Origin of the sequence: Mesorhizobium vachelliae (assembly GCF_033977325.1) — a bacterium.
GTDB lineage: Bacteria > Pseudomonadota > Alphaproteobacteria > Rhizobiales > Rhizobiaceae > Mesorhizobium > Mesorhizobium vachelliae.
On record NZ_JAVIIR010000002.1, the window covers coordinates 451625 to 472344 of the forward strand.

16 protein-coding genes are annotated in these 20720 nt (G+C 64.6%); 7 read left to right on the top strand and 9 right to left on the bottom strand.

Annotation, left to right across the window (positions count from 1 at the left end; genetic code table 11):
* Positions 1 to 137 precede the first annotated feature (137 nt).
* From RFM41_RS05760 to RFM41_RS05795, 8 genes are all read right to left on the bottom strand, one after another.
* Complete coding sequence (locus RFM41_RS05760) at positions 138 to 866, bottom strand: SDR family oxidoreductase (RefSeq protein ID WP_320246399.1); 729 nt, start codon at positions 864 to 866, stop codon at positions 138 to 140.
* A gap of 24 nt (positions 867 to 890) precedes the next feature.
* Positions 891 to 2141, bottom strand: coding sequence for a sugar ABC transporter permease (locus tag RFM41_RS05765; RefSeq protein WP_320246398.1), 1251 nt, complete (start codon positions 2139 to 2141; stop codon positions 891 to 893).
* Positions 2138 to 2974 carry an ATP-binding cassette domain-containing protein gene (locus RFM41_RS05770; RefSeq protein WP_320246397.1) on the bottom strand — a complete coding sequence of 279 codons (837 nt, stop codon included), beginning with the start codon at positions 2972 to 2974 and terminating at the stop codon, positions 2138 to 2140. The genes RFM41_RS05765 and RFM41_RS05770 overlap by 4 nt, the downstream gene beginning before the upstream one ends.
* Before the next feature lie 66 nt (positions 2975 to 3040).
* Positions 3041 to 4123, bottom strand: coding sequence for an ABC transporter substrate-binding protein (locus RFM41_RS05775; RefSeq protein WP_320246396.1), 1083 nt, complete (start codon positions 4121 to 4123; stop codon positions 3041 to 3043).
* Between the two features lie 302 nt (positions 4124 to 4425).
* The gene (locus RFM41_RS05780) at positions 4426 to 5310 is read right to left on the bottom strand and encodes an AraC family transcriptional regulator (RefSeq protein WP_320246395.1); all 885 of its coding nucleotides are present in this window, start codon (positions 5308 to 5310) and stop codon (positions 4426 to 4428) included.
* 250 nt (positions 5311 to 5560) lie between these two features.
* Positions 5561 to 6511 (bottom strand): ABC transporter permease, encoded by a 951-nt coding sequence (locus tag RFM41_RS05785; RefSeq protein ID WP_320246394.1) that lies wholly within the window; start codon positions 6509 to 6511, stop codon positions 5561 to 5563.
* A gap of 16 nt (positions 6512 to 6527) precedes the next feature.
* Positions 6528 to 8087, bottom strand: a complete 1560-nt coding sequence (locus RFM41_RS05790) for a sugar ABC transporter ATP-binding protein (protein ID WP_320246393.1) — start codon at positions 8085 to 8087, stop codon at positions 6528 to 6530.
* Between the two features lie 67 nt (positions 8088 to 8154).
* Entirely contained in the window at positions 8155 to 9249 is a 1095-nt protein-coding gene (locus RFM41_RS05795) for a sugar ABC transporter substrate-binding protein (RefSeq protein ID WP_320246392.1), read from the bottom strand.
* 336 nt (positions 9250 to 9585) lie between these two features.
* On the opposite strand from RFM41_RS05795, the gene RFM41_RS05800 reads away from it, so the two are divergent.
* Together RFM41_RS05800 and RFM41_RS05805 are read left to right on the top strand one after the other, a co-directional pair.
* Positions 9586 to 10767, top strand: a complete 1182-nt coding sequence (locus RFM41_RS05800) for an SGNH/GDSL hydrolase family protein (RefSeq protein ID WP_320246391.1) — start codon at positions 9586 to 9588, stop codon at positions 10765 to 10767.
* 66 nt (positions 10768 to 10833) lie between these two features.
* Complete coding sequence (locus RFM41_RS05805; protein ID WP_320246390.1) at positions 10834 to 11997, top strand: glycoside hydrolase family 25 protein; 1164 nt, start codon at positions 10834 to 10836, stop codon at positions 11995 to 11997.
* Between the two features lie 24 nt (positions 11998 to 12021).
* Here the strand turns inward: RFM41_RS05805 and RFM41_RS05810 are convergent, their stop codons facing one another.
* Complete coding sequence (locus tag RFM41_RS05810; RefSeq protein ID WP_320246945.1) at positions 12022 to 12864, bottom strand: AraC family transcriptional regulator; 843 nt, start codon at positions 12862 to 12864, stop codon at positions 12022 to 12024.
* Positions 12865 to 13110: 246 nt separating this feature from the next.
* On the opposite strand from RFM41_RS05810, the gene RFM41_RS05815 reads away from it, so the two are divergent.
* The 5 genes from RFM41_RS05815 (at position 13111) to RFM41_RS05835 (ending at position 20705) form a co-directional block, all read left to right on the top strand.
* Positions 13111 to 14577, top strand: coding sequence for an alpha-glucosidase/alpha-galactosidase (locus RFM41_RS05815; RefSeq protein ID WP_320246389.1), 1467 nt, complete (start codon positions 13111 to 13113; stop codon positions 14575 to 14577).
* A gap of 106 nt (positions 14578 to 14683) precedes the next feature.
* Positions 14684 to 16765 (top strand): ABC transporter substrate-binding protein, encoded by a 2082-nt coding sequence (locus RFM41_RS05820; RefSeq protein WP_320246388.1) that lies wholly within the window; start codon positions 14684 to 14686, stop codon positions 16763 to 16765.
* A 111-nt stretch (positions 16766 to 16876) separates the two neighbouring features.
* The gene (locus RFM41_RS05825; RefSeq protein WP_320246387.1) at positions 16877 to 17884 is read left to right on the top strand and encodes an ABC transporter permease; all 1008 of its coding nucleotides are present in this window, start codon (positions 16877 to 16879) and stop codon (positions 17882 to 17884) included.
* Entirely contained in the window at positions 17885 to 19024 is a 1140-nt protein-coding gene (locus RFM41_RS05830; RefSeq protein ID WP_320246386.1) for an ABC transporter permease, read from the top strand.
* 10 nt (positions 19025 to 19034) lie between these two features.
* Positions 19035 to 20705, top strand: a complete 1671-nt coding sequence (locus RFM41_RS05835) for an ABC transporter ATP-binding protein (RefSeq protein ID WP_320246385.1) — start codon at positions 19035 to 19037, stop codon at positions 20703 to 20705.
* Positions 20706 to 20720: the final 15 nt, after the last annotated feature.

The window sequence follows — 20720 nt, forward strand, 5'->3', positions numbered from 1 at the left end:
AAGGTAGGGCAGCAGTAGGCAGTAGGCAGTAGGCAGTAGGCAGTAGGCAGTAGGCAGTAGGCAGTAGGCAGTAGGAGATGGTCAGTGTTGAATGGCTGGCCGCAAGAGCCTTTTTCCTATTCCCTAATTCCTACTGCCTACAGATCGTTGCTCTGCGGCAGGATCACCAGGTCGCGGATGGTGATGTTCCTCGGCCGCGTCAGCATGAACAGAACGGCGTCCGCGACCTCGGTGGGCTGCATCAGCCCGCCGGCCGCCAGCTCGTCCTCGAGCTTCTGCTTCGGCCAGTCGCTGATCAGCGCCGTCACCACCGGGCCGGGCGCCACGGCGCCGACGCGCAGGCCGTGCTTGGCGACCTGCCGGCGCAGCGTGTGGACGAAGGCCTGGATCGCGTGTTTCGAGGCCGTATAGACCGGCTCCCAGACGACGGGCACGAGGCCGGCGATGGAACTGGTAACGATGATGTCGCCGGTCTTGCGTCCGACCATGTGCGGCAGCACTGCATGCACCGAGCGGAACACCGAGTTGATGTTGAGGTTCAGCATACGGTCCCAGGCATCCGGATCGCCGTTGAGGATCTCGCCGCCAACATAGGAGCCGGCATTGGCGTGGAAGATGTCGAGCTGGCCGGCCTTGTCGAGTATGCCGGGCAGCATGGTCGCCACGCTGGCGGGGCTGGTGAGGTCGACCACCAGCGGGATCGCGCCGTCGCCGAGCTCGGCGATGACCTCCTTCAGCCTGTCCTCCGCGCGGTCGACCAGCACGACGCGGGCGCCCGCGGCAAGCATCGCCCTGGCGCATTCAAGGCCGATGCCCGATGCCGCGCCGGTGACCGCAGCGACTTTTCCCGAAAGATTATGAGCCATGTGTACCCTTCTCGTTTGAACTGTTCAGGCGCGGCCGTGCGAAGCACGGGAACGGCGCGCGAGGGAGTCGACGATCACGGCGATGGCCAGAACGGCACCGGTGATCATGTAGCGAAGCGACGAGGACAGATCGAGCAACGTGAGCCCGCTGGCGATCGACTGGATGACGATGATGCCGAGCAGCGCGGAATAGGCGCTGCCGCGGCCGCCGAACAGGCTGGTGCCGCCGATGACCGCGGCCGCGATGGCGTTGAGGTTCACGTCGCCGGTGCCTGCCTGCTGGCTGGCGGAAGCGAGCCGCGCGGCGGCCAGCACGCCGCCGAGCGCGGCGAAAAGCGAGCACAGCGCGAAGGCGCTGAGGTAGATGGCGCGCACTTTGATGCCGGCGCGGCGCGCCGCCTCGCGGTTGCCGCCGACGGCGGTCATCGAACGCCCCCATTTGGTGCGGGTGAGCGCATAGTTCATCGCCACGACAAGGCCGACGAACAGGCCGAACATCCACGGGATGCCGCGCGACTGGTTGAGGTAGGCGACGATCAGCTCGAGGCCGATGATTGTAGCGGCGACGCGCAGGATGAGCCCGGTCACGGACGGCGTCGACAGATTGGCCGCGCGGCGGCGCGCAAAGGTGCGGAGGCCGCTGACCAGCATCGCCAGGCCTGGGATCGCGGCAAGCGTGTGCGAGACCCATTTCGGCATCACCATCAGCTGGCCGAAATCCACCAAGGCGGAGCCGTATGGCAAGTTGATCGAGCCGGTGGAGCCGAGGATGTAGAGCTGCATGCCGAGCACCGCGAGCAGGCCAGCCAGCGTCGAAACGAAGCTCGGCATGCCGAGCCGGTTGAAAAGCAGCGCGTAGAGCGAGCCGATCAGCGCACCGAAGGCGAGCGCGGCGATGATGGCGAGCGCGACCGGCCAGCCCTGGTTGACCCATAGCGTGCCGACCAGCGCCGAGGCGAAGCCGCTGATCGAGCCGACGGAAAGATCGATCTCGCCGACCATCAGCACGCAGACGATGCCGAGCGAGATGACGCCGACGGTCGAGCAGTCGAACAGGAGATTGACCAGATTGCTGCTGGAGACGAAGACCGGGTTGAGGCTTGTAAAGACCGTCCAGATGACGACGAGCCCGACGATGACCGGCAGCGAGCCGAGATCGCCGCTGCGCACGCGATCGAGGAAGGCGCGGACCGCGCCGCCGACGCCGGCTTCATGCTTCACCCGCGCATCGGCGCGGTCGAGCGCCAGCGGAGCCGAACTGCCTTGCTCCGTCATGGGCGTTGCTCCCCGGCCTGTGCGCTGCCGCCGTGATCGCGCTCCGCCCGCAGGCGCTCGGCGCGGCGCGACACCGCGTTGTTGGACGCGCCGGTGATGGCGCTCACCAGGTCCTGGTTCGAGGCGTCGGGCTCGAAGACGCCGTTATTGCGCCCGAGCCTGAGCACCACGATGCGGTCGGCGACGGCGCGGACATCCTCCATGTTGTGGCTGATCATCACGACGCCCAGGCCACGCGCGCGGACCCGATCGATAAGGTTGAGCACCTCGGCCGTCTGGGCGACGCCGAGGGCCGCGGTCGGCTCGTCGAGAAGGATGAGCTTCGGCTCGAGCAGCAGCGAGCGCGCGATCGCCACCGTCTGGCGCTGACCGCCGGACAGCGAGGCGACCGCCTCGCGAACGCTCGGGATGCGCGCCGACAATTCATTGAGCAGCGTCCAGGCCCGCATCTCCATCGCCACCTCGTCCAGCCGCAGCGGGCTGAGCTCGTTGCCGAGGAAAATGTTGGCGACCACGTCGAGGTTCTCGCAAAGCGCGAGATCCTGGAACACCGTGGCGATGCCGAGCGTCAGCGCCGCGCGCGGATCGGGCAGCGTCACCGCCCTGCCGCGGAAGTTGATCGTTCCCGAGCTCGGCTGGTGCACGCCGGCCAGGATCTTGACCAGCGTCGACTTGCCGGCGCCGTTGTCGCCGACCAGAGCGACGACCTCGCCAGCATGGACGTCGAAATCGATATCGGTCAGCGCCGAGACGGCGCCGAAATTCTTCGATATGCCGCGCAGGCTGAGCACCAGCTCGCCGACGGAAGCCGACCTTTCGGGACCCTCACTCATGCGCCGCCTTTCTTGACAGTCGTTGCCTGGCATCCGGCCGCCGAGGGGCGGCCGGATGCTAGTTGATCAGTTGGTGATGCCGAGCTTCTTGCAGCCCTCGGCATAGCGGTCGACGCAGAGCTCGGCGGCCGTGTTGATCTTCTTGTCGATGATCTCGGCCTTGAGGTTCTCCTGCGTCACCACAGCCGGGGTGAAGAGCTGCGAGGGCGTGTCGTAGAGCGTCATCTCGGCCTTCGGCGTCTCGCCCGACAACAGCTTGACGGCGACGTTGGCCGCGGCGGCCGCGACGATCTCGCTCGGCTTGGAGATGGTGTTGTACTGGTCGCCGGCGATGATCAGCTGCAGGGCCGCGATGGTCGCGTCATTGCCGGTCACCGGCGGAACCGGATCGACGCCGGCCGCCTTGAAGGCGGCGATCGCGCCGCCGCCGGTGCCGTCATTGGCGGCGACGACCCCGAGGATCTTGGTGCCGAAGCGGGTGATCTGGCCGCTCGCCCATTGCTGCGCCTTCGGCGGCGCCCATTCCGGCGTGTCGAACTCGGCCAGGATCGGGTAGCCGCTGTTGTCTAGACCCTCGTGGATGCCCTTCTTGATCAGGCCCGCGGCGGCGTCGGTCGGCGAGCCGTTGATCTGCAGCAGGCCACCGCCGGCCGGGTCGACCTTCAGGGCCTTCAGATGCTCGACCAGCGAGTCGGCGATGGCCTTGCCGATGCCCTCATTGTTGAAGGACACATAGAAATCGGCGGGCGCCGTCGGGATGGGCCGGTCATAGGCGATGACCTTGACGCCCTGGCTCTGCGCCAGCTTCACCAGCGAGGCGGCGGCGGTCGAATCCACGGGATCGAGCACGATCGCCTTGGCGCCCTGTGAGATCACCGAATTGAACTGCTGCTGCTGGCGCGCCGCATCGGCATCGGCATTCTGGTAGATCACCTTGCAGCGCGGGCAGAGCTTCTTCATCTCGGCGACGAAGCCTGGATAGTCGTGCTGCTCGTAGCGGGTCGATGCCTGATCGGGCATCAGGAAGGCTACCGTGGCGTCGGTGACGGCGTCGGCGAATGCCGCGGTGGTGCCGAGCAGCGAGACCGCAAAAACCGCCGCGATCGTCGATTTAAAGGCAAACGGCGATTTCCCTGCATATCTGGTCATTCGAATGTCTCCGTTTCGAGAAATGGTTTCACGAGGACCCGCGCGATGGACGACGCGCCGGGCCTTGACTGCATGTCGAACTGCTGAGAGGAGTATGATCAGCAGCGGTCGGGGATCGATCCGATCCCGGTAAGCCGCGCGGACATCCTCCTGGACGTGCTGGATTTCAGGACAAACGATCTCCAGCACAGGGTGCGCGCACCCCGCGTCTTTCCTTCCCTGAATTTCCTTCGTTTCGACGCAATTCCGGACAGAAATCCTTCAGGCCGGAATTGCCTTTGGCTCCTCCCGCTTCCTCCCTGTTAGGCGGCAATCTCCGCGTTGATGTTCTCAGCCAGCAAGGCCCTGAAGCGCGAAGGCGACATGCCCTTCTGCGCCAGGAACTGGCGGTTGAAATTCGAGATGTTGTTGTAGCCGGCGGCGTAGCAGATCTCGGTGATCGACATCTGCGCCTCGCTCATCAAGAGCTGGCAGGCGAGGTTGATGCGCAGCCGGTTGACATATTGCACCAGCGCCATCCCGGTGTGGCGGCGGAAGCTGCGTGAGAAGGCGCTCGGGCTGCGCCCGGCGATCTCGGCGAGCGTCCCTTCGCTGAAAGGCTCGGTCAGGTGGCAGTTGATGTAGGCGAGCGCCTGGTTGATGCCGGCCGACATGAAGCCGGAGGGGTCGGGAAGGTAGCCGGCGCTGGCCAGCGTGCGGACATCGCCGGCGCGGTTCAAGATATCGAGCACGGCCATGAACAGCGACAGGCGGCGCACGCCCTGCGCCTCGGTCAGCTCCGCCAGCAAGGGCGCCGCGACCTCGGCCGTCGCCGGCGAGAACAGCGCGCCGCGACGGCTGGTTTCGAGGATGCCGGCGCAGGCGGCAAGCTCGGGCAAGGCGGCTGAAGCGCTGGCGATGAATTCTTCCGAGAACTGCACGACACGGCCACGCAGCGGCACGGTCTCGCCCGGCGGCACATCGCTGACCCAGTTGTGGGGGAGGTTGGGTCCGGTGAGCACCAGATTGCCCGGCTCGAACTCGCCGATGAAGTCGCCGACGAAATAACGGCCGGTGGTAGCGACGACCAGATGCAGCTCGTATTCGGGATGGAAGTGCCAGCGCACGGTGCGGAAAGGATAGCCGTGGGCCCAGGCCTTGAACGACTCTCCCTGTCTGATCTGGACGACTTCCAAGTCCGGATTCATGTTCATTTTCCTCCCCGCGCGGGTCCGATCTTATGACCGGTTGCTGCGCTTCGTTGGGCAAACCGTGCATTCCCACTGGCCGCCGCGATGGAAAGCTTAGGCGGCAATTGAAGCCCCTGCCACCACGGCTTGTCCACCCGACCGATACTTTTTTGACGTTTTGGAACAGACGAAAAACAGCTGGTGAACACCAACCGCGACAGTGTGAAGCACGAACGCGGCGCCCGCATGTGCCGGAAACAGCCGCGCCTTAGACCGATCCCTGCTCCTCGCCACGCACCCGGAAAGCGTCGACGGCAATTGCCAGCAGGATCATCGCGCCGCCGATCATCTGAATGTAGTAGGCGGACACGTTGATCAGCTGCAGTCCGGTCTGGATGACCGTGATGAGCAGCGTGCCGCCCAGCATGCCGAGCACCCGTCCGCGCCCGCCAAGCAGGGATACACCGCCGATGACCGGAGCCGCGACCGCATAGAGCAGGGTCGTGCTGCCTACAGTGACGCTCACGCCCCCGAGATAAGAGGCGTAGAGGAAGCCGGCGAGACCGGCCAGGAACCCCGACGCGGCAAAAGCGCCGAGCCGGGCGCGCCGCACATTGATGCCTGCCGCATGCGCGGCCCGCCGGTTGCCGCCGGTGGCATAGAGATTGCGGCCCCAGGCCGAATAGGCAAGCACGACATGCGCGGCCAGATAGATCACGAATAGCGCCACCGGCATGATCGGCCAGGTGCCGATCGTCGCGCTGCCGATATAGGCGTATCCTTCATCGGCTATGACCAGCGTGCGGGCCTGCGTGGCGCCGAGCACCGCGCCCTGCAGGAACAGGCCCATGGCCAAAGTGGCGATGAGCGAGTTCATTCGCATGTAGGAGACGAAATAGCCGTTAACCGCGCCGATAAACGTGCCCGTCAGCACGGTCACCACGACGGCGACGGTCCAGTGCGCGCCGTATTGCTGCATGGCATAGGCGCCGATCATCCCGGAAAAGACGAGATTGCCGACCACCGACAGGTCGATTTCGCCGATCAGCAGCGTGAACGACACGGCCAGCACCAGCACGCCCAGCGTCGTGGCCTGCACCAGCACGTTCTGCAGATTGCCCTCCGACAGGAAGAACGGATTGAGGACGCCAGCAAGGAGGCTGAAGACGATGATCAGTATCCACACCACATTGTCGAGAAGGAATTTCCTGCCGTTCATGTCGTCCTGTGTCCTGTCATGATTTTTCCCTGAGGGACCTGGCGTCGGCTATGGCGTCTACCGTCAGGCCCTCGGCCGCAAGCGAGCGTTCGATGCGGCCCTTGGAAAAGACGACCACGCGGTCGACCAGCCGCTGCATCTCGTCGGGATCCTGCGCGATCAGCAAAACCGCGACGCCGCGTCTGGTGGCGTCATCGATGAGGCGATGGATGTGTTCCTTCGCCGCCACGTCGACGCCGATCGTCGGCTCGTCGAGCAGCAGGATCGCCGGGTTTCGCTCCAGCAGGCGGCCAAGCAGGATCTTCTGCTGGTTGCCGCCGCTGAGCTTGCGGATCTCCTGATCAGGCCCGTCCATCACGACATCCATGGCCGCGCGCGCCCGGCGCACGCGGCCGAGCATGCCGGAACGGCTGATCGCCCACCCAGCCCGAAGAGGCCAGTTGCCGAGACTGAGGTTTTCCGCGATGGACATCGAGGCGACGTGCCCTTCGCCGATACGGTCATGCGTCAGATAGGCGATACCGGCGTCGAGGCTGTGGATTGGGGAATCGATCCGCGCCGGGCGGCCGCCGACCATGACGCGGCCGGACGTCGCCGGAAGCAGGCCGCCAAGCGCGCGCAGCAGTTCCTGCGGACCCTCGCCGAGCAGTCCGACCAGGCCGACGATCTCGCCCCGGCCAACAGTGAGGTCGATGGGGCCGCCGCCCGCAAAGCGCAGACCGCTTATTTCAACCACGGAAGGCTTTGGCGCCGCCGAGCCCACGCGGCGGAATTCCTTCACGTCGCTGCCGGTGATCAGCCGGGCCATGCCGTCGGCCGACAGCGACCCGGCGGCGCCGCTTGCGGCGACCTTGCCGTCGCGCAGCACCGTGTATTCGCCGCAGAGCTGCCGGACCTCGTCATTGTGGTGCGAGATGTAGACGAAGGATGTGCCCCTGGCGGTCAGCGCCTCGACCCATTCCATGAGATGCTGGCGCTCGCGCGCCGCAAGGCCAGCCGTCGGCTCATCGAGGATGATCAGCTTCGCATCGCCCGCCACGGCCTTGATGATGGCGAGCCGCCTGCGGTCGCTGGCGTTGAGATCGCCGGCGCGCCGCCGCGAAGGAACGTGCATGGCGTGACTTTCCAGGAGAAGGCCGGCCTGCCGGTGCAGCGCGGCCCAGTCGACCAGGCCATGGCGGCGCGGCAGGTTCGGCAAAAGCAGGTTCTCGCCGATCGACAGGTCTTCGAAAATCTCGGAATGCTGCGACAGCAGATGCAGTCCGCGCTTCTTGCGCGCGGTGAGCGTCAGCGACGAGACATCCTCGCCGTCGAGCATGATGCTGCCGGCATCGGCGCGCGTGAAGCCGGCGACGACATTGGACAGCGTCGATTTGCCGGCGCCGTTCTTGCCGAGCAGGCCGTGGATCGCGCCCTTGCCTACCGACAGCGACACACCGTCGAGCACCGGGACCGGTCCGTAGGTCTTGAAGACGTTGTCGACGGCCAGCACGGGCCGATCGGTCGGCGCCGGAGCAAACGGCCCCTCGCCTATCGGGCGTGCATCCTCAGCCGTCGCGCGATCTGGCTGTCTCATCAGTCGGCTCCCCCGTGCAGGTCAAGCGAGGGCGCGGCCGACAGCACGCGCCCTCGCCCTCCGGGTCTCAACCGGCGTTCTGTTCCATCTTCCAGACCTTGGTGACGACATTGGCCCAGTGGCGCGGGTCGTCGGCGTTCTCCTTGGTCAGGAAGTAGGGCGGTATGGTCAGGAGCGGCCCGGAGGGACTGTCGGCGATCGTGCCCTTCTCCCAGAAATACTTCTTGTTCTCATAGGGGCCGGCCGGCACCGGCTGGCCCTTGAGCGTGTACTGCTCCAGCAGGTCGACGACGATCTCGACATAGGCGATGGGGTCCTGTGCGATATCGGCATCGATCTCGCCGGCCTTCACCCATTCCAGCGCATTGGGCGAGGCGTCGATGCTGGTCAGGATGATGTGCTTCTCGTGACCGACCGGGAACAGCCGCTTTTGCGTCTCCATGGCCTTGCGGGCGTCGACGACGAAGATGTCGGTGGGCATGTGAATGGCGTCCAGATCGGGGCGCTCGCGCAGCGTGGCGGAGACGACGGCCAGCGCCTCTTCATGCTGGTTGTTCTGGGGCCGAGAGATGACCTCGATGTCCTTGTATTTGGACTGCAAGGTCTCCTCGAAACCCTCCTTGCGGTTGCGCAGGGCGACCGCCGTCAGCGAGCCGTAATTGTTCAGCACGCTGCCCTTGGGCGAACCATATTTCTTGGTCAGGAGTTCGGCCGTCTTTTCGGCCGCCATCACGCCCGACTGACGATTGTCGAAGGTGACCGAAGCGGCAACGGTGCCGCCGGTCAGCGGCGTGTCGACCATGCCGACCGGCACGCCGAGGGACTTGGCCTTCTTCGTCAGCGGGATGAGCAGCTCGGAATCCAGCGCGTCCGAGATGAGGTAGCGCGGCTTCTGCAGCAGCAGGCTGTTCCAGTCGTTCACCTGCGCGTTGGAATCGCCGTTCGCGTCCTTGCCGACGAATTGCAGTCCGAGGCTTTCGGCTTTCCGCTTCAAGGCCTCCTGAAGGACGACGAAAAAGAAGAAGCCGAGATAGGGCGTTTCCCAAGCCACCACTTTCGAGAGCTCCTGCGCACCGGCGGACCCGCTTCGGGCCATCACGCCGGCGGCGGCGCTCGCCGCGGCGCTGGCAAGCAAAGCGCGGCGGTTCAGTCTGAAATCCATCACATTCGGCATAGTCTATCCTCCCAAAGGCAATTCACCGGTCGCGGGTGCGACACACGCCAGCTCGCAAAACCGATCTTTGGCCGGCAAAGGCTCCTCCACTGCCGGCTGCTACGACGGAAAAGCTAACCAAGCGAAAATGGCGATGCCACCACGCCCCTGACGCATGACCGATACTTTCTTGTGCTTTGAGCGAGACGCCGATGGCGATCCTGCGCTTGACGTCAAGTCAGGCCGCGAGAGCAAGAAAGTACCGGCAAGGCATCGGATTTCTGGTGGTGAGGCCGACCGCACGTTGCTAGCGTTGCGTTGCTCGATCCACGAGGAGGCGACGGGATGACCGGACATTGGATGGGAACGTGGGCCGCCAGCCCGATGAATGTCTGGCCGGGCGATGCCGTTCTTTACGGCTTCCACAACCAGACGGTCAGGCAGATCGTGCGCATCAGCAAGGGCGGCACGCGCTTTTGCGTGCGGCTTTCGAACGAGCATGGCAGCGATCCGATCGACATCGGCGCAGCATCCATCGCCAGGGCTGCCGGCGGGGGCAGCGTCGAAGGCGGGAGCTTGCGCCGGCTGACTTTCGGCAGCTCGCACGCAGGCAGGATCCTGCCCGGCGCACCGCTTTTGAGCGACCCGGTCGAGTTCGAGGCCGGCGATCTCGGCGACGTTGCCATCAGCCTGCATTTCAGCGGTTTCGCGCCCATCCAGACCTATCATTTCGAGGCCCAGCAGACCGCCTATATTTCCGACTACGGCGAGTTCGTCGAGGCGGAGCGCATGCCCTTGCAGCAGACATCCACCAGCCGCTATTTCCTCACCGCCGTCCTTGTCGGCTGCGAGGCGGACAGCCGCTCGATCGTCTGCTTCGGCGATTCCATCACCGACGGATTCGGATCGACGGTGGATGCAAATGCCAGATGGCCAGATCGCCTGGCCGAGCGGCTTTCGGCGGCGGGGCTGCTTGGCCGGCTCGGCGTTCTCAACCACGGCATCGGCGGCAATCGGATGACCGCGAGCCGGGCGCGCGGCGCGAGCGCGCTCGCCCGCTTCGACCGCGATGTGCTCGGCCTGCCCAATGTCGGCCACATGGTGCTTCTGGAAGGCATCAACGATATCGGCTGGCCGGGAACGATGCTGGCCGGAGCGGCCGAGGCCGTCTCGCCGGAGGATCTGGTCGGCAGCTACCGGCAACTGATCGCACGCGCTCATATGCGTGGCATCAAGGTCATCCAGGGCACGCTCACGCCCTTCGCCGGCGCGTTCGCGGGCGAGGCGCTGCGCACGTTCCACTCTCCCGAGAAGGAACGGATGCGCCGCGCCGTCAACGATTGGATAAGGACCTCCAGTCCCGCCGATGCCGTCATCGATTTCGACCGGGCGATGGCCGACCCGCAAGACGGCTCGCTTATTCGCGCCGAGCTCGACTGCGGCGACGGGCTGCATCCGTCCGACGCCGGCTACAAGGCGATGGCCGATCTCTTCGACCTCGATCTCTTCGCTGGGCCGGCGGCATAGGCGATCGAAGCACTTCCTTAACCATAGCGGTTCAGGATCGTCCCCTGGTCAGTGGGGACACCCTGATTGAAAAAGCCGGCGCGCCCTCTTCGCCGCCTGGCGCTTCTCGCGGCTGCGGTTGCGCTGGGCACGGCGGCAAAGGCCTCGGATTTCTCCGAGCCGTGGAAGAATGCCGACCGCCCGCTGGTGATCGACGCCTACGAATACAACTCGATCGACTGGCAGCAGCTCGTCACCGACAAACGCATCGCCGGCTTCATCAACAAGGCATCCGACGGCTTGCCGCCACCCTATGTCTGCTTCGGCGCCGAGGCCGACGTCAAACTCTGCAAGGCGCAATGGAAGCGCTATGCGGTGACGCGCGAATTGTTCCAGACGCGCAAGGTGGTGGCCAAGGCGCTCGGCCTGAAATGGGGCGCCTATCACCTCGCCCGCCCCGGCAACCCGGTCGAGCAGGCCAATAATTTCATCGATTTCGCCGAGCCGGCGCCGGATGAGCTGATGGCCCTCGACATCGAAGGCATCGACCCAATGCAATGGATGTCGCTGGAGGATGCCGAGGAATTCGTGCGCCAGGTGCATCGCCGCCTCGGCCGCTTCCCGGTGCTCTATGTCAACGGCAAGACCGCCCAGTACATCGCCGACAACCGCTACCAATATCGGCTGCTGTCGCGGCTGCCGCTCTGGTACGCGCGCTACAAGCCCGCCATCGACGTGCATTTCCCGATGGGCAACTGGCAGGGCTACGCGCTGTGGCAATTCTCGGCGCAGGCCAATTGCGGCCATTTCTCCTGCCCCTACCGTGTGCCCGGCACGCCCAACGACATCGACGTCAGCGTCGCGCCGATGAGCGCCGACGAGCTACGCCGGCAATGGGCCTTTGGCGGCCTGCTCGATGTGCCGGCCGACTATCTCGCCTCGATCCCGGTGCCGGTGCCGCGCGAAAAAGCGCTCGCCGGCAAAGTCACCATCACCTATGCCGACGTGGCGACGCCGCCGACCGTCGAGGAGATGGTAGCCGTGCTCGGCGCGCGCTGGGAAAAGTTCCGCGACGGGTTCCGCATGCCGGTGGTGAAGACGGTGCCGCAGCGTGCCGGCTTCGGCATCGTGCAATATATCGCCTGGAAACGCTCCGGACAGCGCACGCCCGAGCAGATCGACGCGGCCTTTGCCGCCGTGGCAGATCCGGTCAGCACAGCATCGACCGCGCTCGACAGCGCCAAGCGCTGACATCTTCCAAGAGCCCGAGGGACATCAGCGATGGCTGCCGAGGCTGGCATACATGCCGGTGGTGCGGAACTGCGTCGGGTTGATGCCGTAGCAGCGTCGAAAGACTTTTGAGAAGTAGTTCGCGTCCTCGAAGCCGCACAGCACCGCGACTTCCTTCACCGGCAGGAAATCGGCCCTGGTGAGCAGCTTCGCCGCGCGCTGCAGGCGCTGCTGCAGCACGAACTCCGCCGGCGGCAATCCTTCGCTCTCGGCGAAGCAGCGCGAGAAATGGGCTCGGCTGAGGCCGCTGATCTCGACCAGCTCCGCCACCGGCAGCGGCTTGTCGAGATTGGCGTTGATGTGGTCGATGACCGGCTGCATGGCGCTCTGCTTCTCGGCGAAGGCGTGCGAGCCGAAGACATCGTCGTAAAGCGCCATTGCCGCCTCATAGGCGATCGCCGAGGCGGCGCCCGGCGAAGCAGCACCCTTGATCAGCCGCAGGCTGCAATCGGCTAGGTGGTCGACGGTCGCCGGCTGCAGCCGGAACACCGGGCCCGAGACGCTGAGGATCGACTTGTGGATGCGCAGAGCCTCCTCGCCATTCATCGAGATCCAGAAATATTCCCAGCGGTCGCCCTTGGCCAACCAGTAGCGATGGTTGTGCGGCACCAGAACCAACAGCGTGTCGTTCGCCTGCAGCCGATAATTGCGGTTCTCGTAGCGCAACTGGCCGGTGCCGCTGATCGTGTGCTGAAGCACCGTGAAGGGCGTCTGGCCGCGCTTGCGCCCGTCCCAGTCATAGGTCTCGTCCTCACGCAGTTCGTAGCCGGTGCTGGTCGGCATGGCGTGCAGGCGCTGGCCACCGCGCGGCAGCGAGATCGTGCGCATCAGCTTTCCGTTGGCGATCAGGTCACGCAGCACAAAATTACCCTCGAAAGCATAATCCTTCTCTGGCCGCGCCGGCGAATAAGCGCATAATCCAGCTCATCAAAACGGGAAAACCCGCGATCGAGGAGCGGGCGGGAGGAGAAAAAGCCGGATTTCGGGCTTTGAGCGGTGCGAGCGCCATGGCGCGCGACCGTATCCTCCCTTGTTGCTCCTTGCCTAGCATTCGATTGGATCGAGGTGAAGGTGATGAGCTTCAAAATCGCTATTATAGGCGCCGGCAGCGTCGGATTCACCAAGAAGCTGTTCACCGACATCCTGTGCGTGCCGGAATTCAGGGATATCGAATTCGCGCTGACCGATGTCAGCGAGCACAATCTCGGCATGATCAAGGCGATCCTCGACAGGATCGTCGAAGCGAACAAATTGCCGACCAAGGTGACGGCGACCACGAACCGCCGCGAGGCGCTGGAGGGCGCGCGCTACATCATCAGCTGTGTGCGCGTCGGCGGGCTCGAAGCCTATGCCGACGACATCCGCATCCCGCTGAAATATGGCATCGACCAATGCGTCGGCGACACCATCTGCGCCGGCGGCATCCTCTACGGCCAGCGCAACATCCCGGTGATCCTCGACTTCTGCCGGGATATCCGCGAGGTCGCCGACACCAACGCCAAGTTCCTCAACTATGCCAACCCGATGGCGATGAACACGTGGGCGGCGATCGAATATGGCAAGGTGGATACGGTCGGGCTCTGCCATGGCGTGCAGCATGGCGCCGAGCAGATCGCCGAAGTGCTCGGCGCGAAGTCGCCAAGCGAGCTCGACTATGTCTGCTCCGGCATCAACCATCAGACCTGGTTCATCGAGCTCAGGCTGAACGGCCGGCCGATCGGCAAGGACGAGTTGGTCGCGGCCTTCGAGGCGCACCCCATCTATTCAAAGCAGGAAAAGCTGCGCATCGATGTGCTGAAGCGCTTCGGCGTCTATTCCACCGAAAGCAACGGCCATCTGTCGGAATATCTGCCCTGGTACCGCAAGCGCCCCGACGAGATCACGCGCTGGATCGACATGTCGGACTGGATCCATGGCGAGACCGGAGGCTATCTTCGCTACTCGACCGAGACCCGCAACTGGTTCGAGACGGAATATCCGCAATTCCTCGAAGCGGCGTCGAAGCCGATCGACCCGGCCAGGCGCTCAAACGAGCATGCCAGCCACATCCTCGAGGCGCTGGAGACGAATCGTGTCTATAGAGGACACTTCAACGTCAAGAACAACGGCGTGATCACCAACCTGCCGCAGGACGCCATCATCGAATCGCCCGGTTTCGTCGACCGCTTCGGCATCAACATGGCGGCCGGCATCACGCTGCCGGAAGCCTGTGCCGCCACCTGCATGGCCTCGATCAACGTCCAGCGCATGTCGGTGCATGCCGCGATCGCCGGCGACATCGATCTCTTGAAGCTCGCCGTGCTGCACGACCCGCTGGTGGGCGCCGTGTCGACGCCGGAAGAGGTCTGGCAGATGGTGGACGAGATGGTCGTCGCCCAGGCGCAGTGGCTGCCGCAATATGCCGATGCCGTTCCGGCGGCGAAGGAGCGGCTTTCGAAATCCAAGGTCAAGACCCGCGAATGGGCGGGCGCCGCGCGGCGGAGCGTGCGTTCGATCGAGGAATTGCGCGCCGAAAAGGCCGCGCTCAAACAGGCCGGCTGAAATCGCCGGCAAGCAGGCGGATGCGCAGGAGGCATGTCCGCCCGATCAGCCGTCCAGACACAAGAGGCGGGCAGCAGCAGGCGTCCAAAACAACTGGGAGGAGACGATGAGGACCTTACGCAGAATTGGCTTTGCCGCCGGACTGGCGATGGGCGTTGCCATTCCGGCACACGCCTTCGCATCCGAGGCGACGATCCCGCCGGAGCCGGCGACGTTTCCGGCCGAAGGCAAGATCCACTATGTGGCGCGCGACTCCATCCTGGAGTTCAAGGCGCTGCCCGAATATCACGAGCCGGACTGGGTGACCGAGAAATATGTCAAGGCCGGCAAGCTGCCGCCGGTCAAGGACCGCCTGCCCAAGGAGCCGCTCGTCTTCAAGACCGGCAACATGCCGGACGGCGTCGGCGTCTATGGCGACACGATGCGCCATGTCATCGGCGGAAGGCCGGAAGGCTGGAACTACGGCGCCGGCCAGACCCAAGGGTGGGGCGGCATCGACATCGGCCTTTCCGAATGCCTGACGCGCACCGCGCCGCTGTTCCAGGTCGAGGCCAAGGACACCGAGCCGCTGCCCAACCTCGCCAGGAGCTGGGACTGGTCGAGCGACGGCCACAAGCTGACCATGCATCTGGTCGAAGGCGCCAAATGGTCCGACGGCGCGCCCTTCAATGCCGACGACGTCATGTTCTATTGGGACGACGAGGTCGTCGATCCGAACGTCTCGCCGCTCAACGGCGCCACGCCGGAGACTTTTGGGGTCGGCACGACGCTGAAGAAGATCGACGACTACACCATCGAATGGACGTTCAAGGAGGCGTTCCCGCGGCAGTATCTCTATGCCATGGCCTATGGCACTTTCTGCCCCGGTCCGTCGCACATCCTGAAGCCGCAACATCCGAAATATTCGAAGAACACCTACGACCAGTTCAAGAACGCCTTCCCGCCGGAATATATGAACATGCCGGTGATGGGCGCCTGGGTGCCGGTCGAGTATAGGCCGGACGACATCATCGTCATGCGCCGCAACCCGTACTATTGGAAGGTCGACGAGAAGGGCAACCAGCTGCCCTATCTCAACGAGCTGCAATACAAGCTCTCGACCTGGGCCGATCGCGACGTTCAAGCGGTGGCGGGCTCTGGCGATTTCTCCAATCTCGAGCAGCCGGAAAACTTCGTCGCCTCGCTGAAGCGCGCGGCGGATCCGAACGCTCCCGCCCGGCTCGCCTTCGGCCCACGCCTCATCGGCTACAATCTGCGCATGAACTTCTCCGCCAATGGCTGGGGCAACCCCGACGAGCGCAGCCAGGCGATCCGTGAATTGAATCGCAATGAGGATTTCCGCAAGGCCGTCACCATGGCGCTCGACCGCAAGGCGTTGGGCAACTCGCTGGTCAAGGGTCCGTTCACCGCCATCTATCCGGGCGGCTTCTCGTCGGGCACCAGCTTCTATGACCGCAAGTCGACCGTCTACTATCCGTTCGACCTTGAAGGCGCGAAGGCCCTGCTCGCCAAGGCCGGCCTCAAGGATACGGACGGCGACGGCGTCGTGAACTTCCCGGCCGGCACAGCCGGCGGCAAGGATGTCGAGATCGTGATGTTGGTCAACAACGACTACACCACCGACAAGAGCCTCGCCGAAGGCGTGGTTGCTCAGATGGAGAAGCTGGGCTTGCGGGTCGTGCTCAACGGGCTCAACGGCACGCAGCGCGATGCCTCGGAATATTCCGGCCGCTTCGACTGGCTGATCCGGCGCAACGACACCGAGCTTACCTCAGTGGTGCAGAACACTGAGCAGCTCGCGCCGGTCGGCCCGAAGACCAGCTGGAACCATCGCGCGCCGGAAAGCGGCGAGGTCGACCTGATGCCGTTCGAGAAGGATCTCGTCGACATCGTCAACACGTTCGTGTCGACGCAGGACAACGACCAACGCGCCGAGCTGATGCGAAAGTTCCAGAAGATCTCGACCGAGCACGTCTACAATGTCGGCCTGACGGAATATCCGGGCGCGTTGATCGTCAACAAGCGCTTCTCCAACATTCCGCAGGGCACGCCGATCTTCATGTTCAACTGGGCCGAGGACTCGATCATCCGCGAGCGCGTGTTCGTCAAGGCGGACAAGCAGGCCAAGTATGAGCTCTTCCCCAAGGAACTTCCCGGCAAGCCTGGCGATAAGGGGCCAATGGATTAAGCTTACCCTCCCTGACGAAGAGATGTCCGGCCGCGCCGCGGCGCGGCCGGACAAATGGAACCTCCGAACACGCTCGACAGAGCGACAGGCGAGAAAGGAAGCGAACCGGCCATGCTGCGATTCCTGCTCATGCGCATAGCGTCGGCGATCCCCGTCCTCGCCATCTTGAGCCTCGTCACATTCGCCATTATCCAGGCGCCGCCCGGCGACTATGCCGACTACATCAAATCGCAGCTGATCAATCAGGGCGGCGCCTCCTACGCCGAAGCGGACGCGCAGGCCCAGGCCTATCGCAAGGAACACGGCCTCGATAAGCCGCTGCCCGTCCAGTATCTCAACTGGATCGGCGGCATCATCACGCGCGGCGATTTCGGCTACAGCCTCTATTACAACAAGCCGGTGGCCGACGTGGTGGGCGAGCGGTTGCCGCGCACGCTGCTGCTGGCGCTGGTCTGCCACCTGCTCGCTTCGGTGCTCGGCATCAGCTTCGGCATATGGGCTGCGACAAGGCAATATAGCTGGATCGACTCGACACTGTCGGCGATCTCCTTCCTCGGCATGACGGTGCCGCGCTTCCTGATGGCGCTGATCATCGTCTATCTCTTGGTCTTCCAGTTCAACGTGTCGGAGATCGGCTCGTTCTTCTCGCCGCAATATGGCGGCGCGCCGTGGTCGTGGGCGAAGTTCGTCGACCTGGTCAAGCATGTCTGGCCGGTTGTGGCGATCGCGACCTTCGGCGGGCTCGCCTACAATATGCGCGTCATGCGAGGCAATCTGCTCGACACGCTGAACGCGCAATATGTCGAGACTGCCAAGGCCAAGGGCCTGACCGGCGGCGCCGTCGTCATGCGCCACGCCGTGCCCAACGCGCTGCATCCCTTGGTCATGTATCAGGGCGTGGTGCTGCCCTACATGCTGACCGGCGAGATCGAGACGGCGATCATCTTCGCGCTGCCCACCGTCGGCCCGGCGATCGTCGGCTCGATGGCGGTGGGCGACGTCTACGTGACCGCCACCTTCATGATGGTGCTGTCGGCGACGCTGATCGTCGGCAACATCATCGCCGACATGCTGCTCGTGCTGCTCGACCCCCGCATCCGCCAGTTCGGGGAGCGCTAGATGCTTGCGCGCGACCCATCTCCGCCGCCGCTGCCCGCAGAAGGCGTGACCGTAGCCGAACCGGCACATGGCAATGAGAGCTATATCGCGCTGGTCTGGCGCCGGCTGAAGCGGTCGTGGACAGGCATGGCCGGGCTTTGCCTGGTGGTGCTCCTGCTTGTCATGGCGGTGTTCGCCGAATTCCTTGCGCCGATGGACCCGAAGGCGACCGATATCGCCTTCGCGCCGCCACAGGTGCCTAGCTTTCACGACAAGGACGGCAATGTCGTTGCCCAGCCGAGGATCTATGCCCTGGCCGAGTCGACCGACCTCGATCCGGTCACCTTCCAGCCGATCGTCGGCCCCGACTACGACCATCCCCGGCTGCTCGGCTTCTTCGTCGAGGGCGTACCCTACAAGCTGCTCGGCTTCATCCCGGCGAACCGGCACTTCTTCGGCTCGATGGACGGCCAGCCGGTGCATTTCCTCGGCACCGACAAGTTCGGCCGCGACGTGCTGTCGCGCGCCATCCACGGCTCGCGCGTCTCGCTGATGATCGCGCTGACGGTGGTCTTCATCATCACCGTCATCGGCACCAGCGTCGGCATGGTCTCGGGCTATTTCGGCGGCAAGTTCGATGTCTGGATGCAGCGCTTCGTCGAGCTTGTGCTCGCCTTTCCGCAACTGCCGCTTTATCTGGCGCTGACAACCTTGATTCCGGTCACCGCGCCGACCAACGTCTTCCTCGCCTTCGTCATCATCGTCATGTCGGCGCTGGGCTGGGCGCAGATGTCGCGCGAGGTGCGCGGCAAGACGCTGGCGCTGGCGCGCATCGACTATGTTCGCGCCGCCATGGCGGTCGGCGCCACCGACCGGCGCATCATCCTGCAGCACATCTTCCCCAATGTGATGAGCCACGTGATCGTCGCCGTGACGCTGGCGATCCCGACGGTGGTGCTTCTGGAATCCTTCCTCGGCTTCCTCGGCTTCGCGGTGAAGCCGCCGTTGATCTCCTGGGGGCTGATGCTGCAGGACACCGCGACCTATTCGGTCATCGGCACCTATCCCTGGATCCTGTCGCCGGTCGGCTTCGTGCTGATCACCGTCTTTGCCTTCAACGCGCTGGGCGACGGCCTGCGCGACGCCGTCGATCCCTATTGAGGTGGCCGGGATGACAACGATCGCGCTTGCAGACAATTTCGCACCGGCCGTCCGGCATGATCATGGCGGTCGCCATGATCAGCCTGTGATCGACGCCCGCAACATCGAGGTCGCCTTCAAGGTCGAGCACGGCACCGTCGAGGCGGTCAAGGACGTCTCGTTCCAGCTCTATCGCGGCGAGACGATCGCGATCGTCGGCGAATCCGGCTCCGGCAAGTCGGTGACGGCGCGCACCGTCATGGGGCTGTTGTCACGGCGGGCGACCGTGTCGCCGCGGTCGAGCGTCGACTATCTCGGGCAGAACATCCTGAAGTTCCCGGAGAGTTCGCGACGCAAGCTGCGCGGCAACCGCATCTCGATGATCTTCCAGGAGCCGATGAGCTCGCTCAACCCGATCTACACAGTCGGCGGCCAGATCGTCGAAGCGATCCGGGTGCACCGCAAGATGAGCCGCAGGCAAGCTTGGGCGCGGGCGCTCGAGCTTCTCAAGCATGTCCAGATTCCCGAGCCGGAGGCGAGGCTGAAGCAATATCCGCACCAGCTTTCCGGCGGCCAGCGCCAGCGCGTCATGATCGCCATGGCCCTGGCCAACGACCCCGACGTGCTGATCGCCGACGAGCCGACCACCGCGCTCGACGTCACCGTGCAGGCGCAGATCCTCAACCTCATCCGCCATCTTCAGAAGGAGCTGAAGATGGCGGTGATCCTGATCACGCACGACCTCACCGTGGTGCGCAAGTTCTCCGACTACGTCTATGTCATGCAGCATGGTGAGATGCGCGAGCACAACGTCACCGAGCGTCTATTCGCCGACCCGCAGCATCCCTACACGCAGCGGCTGCTCGCTTCCGAGCCGCACGGGCGGCCGAAGCCGCTGCCGGAAGGCAGCGGCACGATCCTCGGGGCGAATGGCGTGCGCGTCTGCTTCACGCTGCGCCACGGCTCCTTCCTGAAGCCAGACTGGCGCGAGCTGGTCGCGGTCGACGATCTCGACCTGAAGCTTTGCCGCCACGAGACGCTCGGATTGGTCGGCGAATCCGGCTCCGGCAAGACCACCTTCGGCCAGGCGCTGCTCAGGCTGCAGGACACCAAGCGCGGCGAGATCCGTTTCGACGGCCAGCCGATCGAGAAACTGTCGCGGGCCGAGATGCGGCCGCTACGCTCGCGCATGCAGATCGTCTTCCAGGATCCTTTCTCCTCGCTCAACCCGCGCATGACGATCGGCCAGATCATCGAGGAAGGGCTGGTCGTCAACAGGCTGGGGGCGACGCGGCGTGAGCGGGTCGAGCGGGTGCGCGAAGCGCTGGTCAGCGCCGGCATGCCCGGCAACATCCTGTCGCGCTTCCCGCATGAATTCTCCGGCGGCCAGCGGCAGCGCATCGCGATCGCGCGGGCGATCGCGCTGGAGCCGGAATTCATCCTGCTGGACGAGCCGACATCGGCGCTCGACCTCTCGGTTCAAGCGCAGATCATCGACCTGTTGCGCAAGCTGCAGGACGAGCGCGGCCTGAGCTACCTCTTCATCTCGCACGACCTCAAGGTGGTGCGGGCGCTGTGCCATCGCGTCATCGTCATGCAGCATGGCAAGATCGTCGAACAGGGACCCGTCGACGAGGTCCTTTCCAATCCCAAGACCGCCTACACCGAACGGCTCGTCAGGGCCGCTTTCGACGTGGCCTAGAAGTGCCGGAGGTTT

Coding starts and splice junctions, on each gene's coding strand:
- RFM41_RS05760 (WP_320246399.1), bottom strand. CDS start 866: ATGGCTCATAATCTTTCGGGAAAAGTCGCTGCGGTCACCGGCGCGGCA.
- RFM41_RS05765 (WP_320246398.1), bottom strand. CDS start 2,141: ATGACGGAGCAAGGCAGTTCGGCTCCGCTGGCGCTCGACCGCGCCGAT.
- RFM41_RS05770 (WP_320246397.1), bottom strand. CDS start 2,974: ATGAGTGAGGGTCCCGAAAGGTCGGCTTCCGTCGGCGAGCTGGTGCTC.
- RFM41_RS05775 (WP_320246396.1), bottom strand. CDS start 4,123: ATGACCAGATATGCAGGGAAATCGCCGTTTGCCTTTAAATCGACGATC.
- RFM41_RS05780 (WP_320246395.1), bottom strand. CDS start 5,310: ATGAATCCGGACTTGGAAGTCGTCCAGATCAGACAGGGAGAGTCGTTC.
- RFM41_RS05785 (WP_320246394.1), bottom strand. CDS start 6,511: ATGAACGGCAGGAAATTCCTTCTCGACAATGTGGTGTGGATACTGATC.
- RFM41_RS05790 (WP_320246393.1), bottom strand. CDS start 8,087: ATGAGACAGCCAGATCGCGCGACGGCTGAGGATGCACGCCCGATAGGC.
- RFM41_RS05795 (WP_320246392.1), bottom strand. CDS start 9,249: ATGGATTTCAGACTGAACCGCCGCGCTTTGCTTGCCAGCGCCGCGGCG.
- RFM41_RS05800 (WP_320246391.1), top strand. CDS start 9,586: ATGACCGGACATTGGATGGGAACGTGGGCCGCCAGCCCGATGAATGTC.
- RFM41_RS05810 (WP_320246945.1), bottom strand. CDS start 12,864: ATGCGCACGATCTCGCTGCCGCGCGGTGGCCAGCGCCTGCACGCCATG.
- RFM41_RS05815 (WP_320246389.1), top strand. CDS start 13,111: ATGAGCTTCAAAATCGCTATTATAGGCGCCGGCAGCGTCGGATTCACC.
- RFM41_RS05820 (WP_320246388.1), top strand. CDS start 14,684: ATGAGGACCTTACGCAGAATTGGCTTTGCCGCCGGACTGGCGATGGGC.
- RFM41_RS05825 (WP_320246387.1), top strand. CDS start 16,877: ATGCTGCGATTCCTGCTCATGCGCATAGCGTCGGCGATCCCCGTCCTC.
- RFM41_RS05830 (WP_320246386.1), top strand. CDS start 17,885: ATGCTTGCGCGCGACCCATCTCCGCCGCCGCTGCCCGCAGAAGGCGTG.
- RFM41_RS05835 (WP_320246385.1), top strand. CDS start 19,035: ATGACAACGATCGCGCTTGCAGACAATTTCGCACCGGCCGTCCGGCAT.